We start from the raw sequence: 391 nt of genomic DNA on the forward strand, positions 1-391 counted from the left end.
GTATCGAACATTTCTGCAACGCAAGCACAGCCTTGGCCTCACGTTGCCAAACCGGGCGATACCATATGGATGGGGGCGACGGATCAATACGGCACTATGGTGAGTTTTATTCAAAGTATTTACTGGGAATTTGGCTCAGGTGTCGTACTGCCAGAGACGGGAATCCTGTGGAATATACGTAGCCAAAGCTTTTCTCTTGATCCTTCACACCACAATGCCTTACAGCCTGGAAAGAAGCCATTTCACACTCTTAACCCAGCTTATGTCGAGCTTAATGATGGCAGGCGCATGGTGTATGGAACCATGGGCGGTGAAGGCCAACCACAAACTCAAGCCTGCCTATTCAGTCGCTATCTTTATCAGGGTAAAACCCTCGCTCAATCGGTGGCAG

Annotated in this window: 1 protein-coding gene; it reads left to right on the forward strand. The window is 49.4% G+C overall.

Annotated features, from left to right (window positions below):
- The coding region (locus AB4585_RS26125; RefSeq protein ID WP_372171670.1) for a gamma-glutamyltransferase at nucleotides 1-391 on the forward strand (391 nt) is incomplete at both ends.

The organism is Vibrio sp. 10N.222.49.C9 (genome assembly GCF_041474985.1).
In the GTDB taxonomy this organism is placed as follows: Bacteria; Pseudomonadota; Gammaproteobacteria; order Enterobacterales; family Vibrionaceae; genus Vibrio; species Vibrio crassostreae_C.